This window comes from Bacillota bacterium (assembly GCA_040754675.1).
Lineage (GTDB): Bacteria > Bacillota > Limnochordia > Limnochordales > Geochordaceae > Geochorda.
Genome location: JBFMCJ010000500.1, coordinates 1 through 2,970, shown reverse-complemented (window position 1 = coordinate 2,970; position 2,970 = coordinate 1). Strand labels below are relative to the sequence as shown.

Here is a 2,970-nt window from a genome sequence, read left to right as displayed (position 1 = left end):
GCTTTCTGCCTGCTCCCAGTTCAAAAACGAACTGATCGGCCCCGAGCAGGCGGCCGAACAGGCGTCGAGCGTCTACGACCGGCTGGTGGCCAGGGTCTTCCGTCGATACCAGGAACTCATGCGAGAGGCGCACGCCCTGGATTTCGACGACCTGCTCATGGAGACGGTCAACCTCTTCCGCAACCACCCGGACGTGCTCGCGCGCTACCAGCGCCGGCTGCGCTTCATCCTCGTCGACGAATACCAGGACACCAACCACGCCCAGTACGAGCTGGTCAACCTCCTTGCGGCCGCCCACCGCAACTTGATGGTGGTGGGCGACGACATGCAGTCCATCTACGGATGGCGCGGCGCCGACATCCGCAACATCCTCTCCTTCGAGCGCGACTACCCCTCCGCCCGGGTGGTCAGGCTCGAGCAGAACTACCGTTCAACGGCCACCATCGTCGAGGCGGCCAACCGCCTCATCCGCCGCAACTCCCGGCGCCTGGACAAGCACCTGTGGACGCACAACCCCAAGGGCTACCCCATCGTCTTCTGCCGGGCCGAGGACGAGCGGGGCGAGGCGGCGTTCGTGGCGCAGGAAATCCTGCGCGGGCGGCAGGAGGGGCGGAGCTTCCAGGATTTTGCGCTTCTGTACCGCACGCACGCCCAGTCCCGCACCTTTGAAGAGGCGTTCCTGGCGCGCCAGATCCCGTACCGCATCGTGGCGGGGTTGCGCTTCTACGAGCGCAAGGAGGTCAAGGACGTCCTGGCCTACCTGCGGGTGATCGCCTCGCCCGGGGATCTGTTGAGCCTGCGGCGCATCATCAACGTGCCTCGCCGGGGCGTCGGCGAGACCACCATGGCCCGGCTGGAGGCGTGGGCCCGGGAACGAGGGATGGCGCCCGCGCAGGCCATCGGCCCGGCCTGCGAAGCGGGGCTGTTCAACAGGACGGCGGCACAGGCGCTGCGGCGCTTCGCGTCCCAGCTGGACGGGTGGCGGCAGGGGGCGGGCGAACTGGGGCTGACCGGCCTCATCGACCGGGTGCTCCGGGAGTCGGGATATGTCGCCGAACTCGAGCAACAGGGCACCGACGAGGCGTTCGCCCGCATCGAAAACCTCAAGGAACTCCTGTCGCTCGCCAGGCGCTTCGAGGAGGAGCACGCGGGCGCCGGTCTCGACGAGTTCCTGGCCCACGTGGCGCTCATGTCCGACGTTGACGCCTACGACGAGCAGGCGCAGGCGGTCAGCATGATGACGCTGCACGCCGCCAAGGGACTGGAGTTCCCGGTGGTTTTCCTGGTGGGGATGGAGGAGGGCATCCTCCCGCACATGCGCAGCGTCTACGAGCCCGACGAACTGGAGGAGGAGCGGCGGCTTTGCTACGTGGGGGTGACCCGGGCCAAGGAACGGCTGTACCTGAGCTGCGCCCGGATGCGCGCCATGTACGGGCAGCTTGTGGCCAACGAGGTTTCACGGTTTGTCGAGGAGATGCCCCGCGAGCTTCTCGACGATGTGAGCGAGACGTGGTTCAAGGAGTACGTGCAAAAGGCCGCCCGGGAGCTTGCTCGCGACGGGATGCGGGCGGGCGGCCGCGCGGCGCCCGGCCCGGGGGCGGACGAGGAAGGACCGGCCTGGAAGGCGGGAGACCGGCTGCGCCACCAGAGCTTCGGTGAGGGGACGGTCGTCTCGCTGGAGCGCGCCGGCCGGGACCTGGTGCTCACCGTGGCCTTCCCGTCGGCGGGCGTACGGCGGCTGCTGGCTTCTGCGGCGCCCATCGAGAAGGTCGGCTAGCTCTACCGCCACCACTGCCACCAGGGGCGGGCCCCGACGTTGTGGGCTGCCATGAGCGGCACGCTGCCGATGACCTCATCCCCCTGGTAGGCGACGAGTTGCCCCACCACCGACCCCGCCCGGATGGGCGGCGCGATCCGCGAGAGCTCGACTTTCCCTCGAACGTCTTTCACCTGCCGCACCGCCACGACGGTGGCCAGCCGCTGGGCGGCCAGCACCCGCAGGGTGTTCGGGCTCCCGCCGGCCACCGGCACCCGTGCCACCTCGTCCCCGCGCCGCGCCAGTTCCACGCGGGCAAAGGCCGAAAAGCCGTACTCCAGCAGCCGCGCGCTGTCCGCCCACCGGTCGGCGCTGTCCAGCACCACGGCAACGAGCGTCGTACCATCCCGGGAGGCGGCCGCCACCAGGCAGTTGCCGGCCCTGCCCGTGGTTCCGGTCTTGACCCCGGTCGCGCCGTCGAAGCTCCAGAGCAGCCGGTTGGTGTTGTGCCAGGTGCGCTGCTGCGAAAGGGTGCTGAACGCCCGCGTGCCCACCACCTTCGCAAACAGCGGGTACTGCAGCGCCGTGCGGGCGAAGAGGGCCAGGTCGTACGCCGTCGAATAGTGGTTCGGGTCGTCCAGGCCGTGGGAGTTGACGAAGTGGGACTCGTACGCGCCCAGTTCCCGGGCGCGGCGGTTCATGCGCTCGGCGAAGGCCTGGACGCTGCCGGCCAGGTGCTCGGCGATGGCCACAGCGGCGTCGTTGCCCGAGGGGAGCATCAGCGCGTAGAGAAGTTCCTCGAGGGTATAGCGCTCGCCGGTCCCAAGCCCGGCGGAGGAGCCCCGCATGCCGGCTGCGTGGCGGGAGACCGTGACCCGATCGCGCAAGGCGCCCGACTCGATGGTGATGAGAGCGGTCATGATCTTGGTGGTGCTGGCGGGGGCGCGGCGCTGGTGTTCGTTTCGGGCGTAGAGCACGGTGCCGGTGGAGGCCTCCAGGAGGATGGCCGCAGCGGCGCTGACCGGCGGCCCCTTGGAGGCTGCGGCGACGTAGTGCACCGGCAGCGAGCCGAACGGGGCCGTGGCCTCGAGGGCGGAGAGGCTCTCGGCGGGCAGCCCGAAACTGCCCGGGGCCCACGAGGGCAGGACCGGCAGGGCGGCCAGCGGGAGGGCGGCAAGCAGCGCTGCCACCCCTGCCGTGAGGGCCGCCGCCAG

2 protein-coding genes are annotated in these 2,970 nt (G+C 70.0%); one reads left to right on the top strand and one right to left on the bottom strand.

What is annotated here, in order from left to right; genetic code table 11:
• Positions 1–1,777 (top strand): 3'-5' exonuclease (locus AB1609_19760; protein MEW6048680.1); only part of this gene is annotated, 1,777 nt, incomplete at its 5' end.
• A 2-nt stretch (positions 1,778–1,779) separates the two neighbouring features.
• Here AB1609_19760 and AB1609_19755 read toward each other — a convergent pair.
• Positions 1,780–2,970 (bottom strand): D-alanyl-D-alanine carboxypeptidase family protein (locus tag AB1609_19755; GenBank protein ID MEW6048679.1); only part of this gene is annotated, 1,191 nt, incomplete at its 5' end.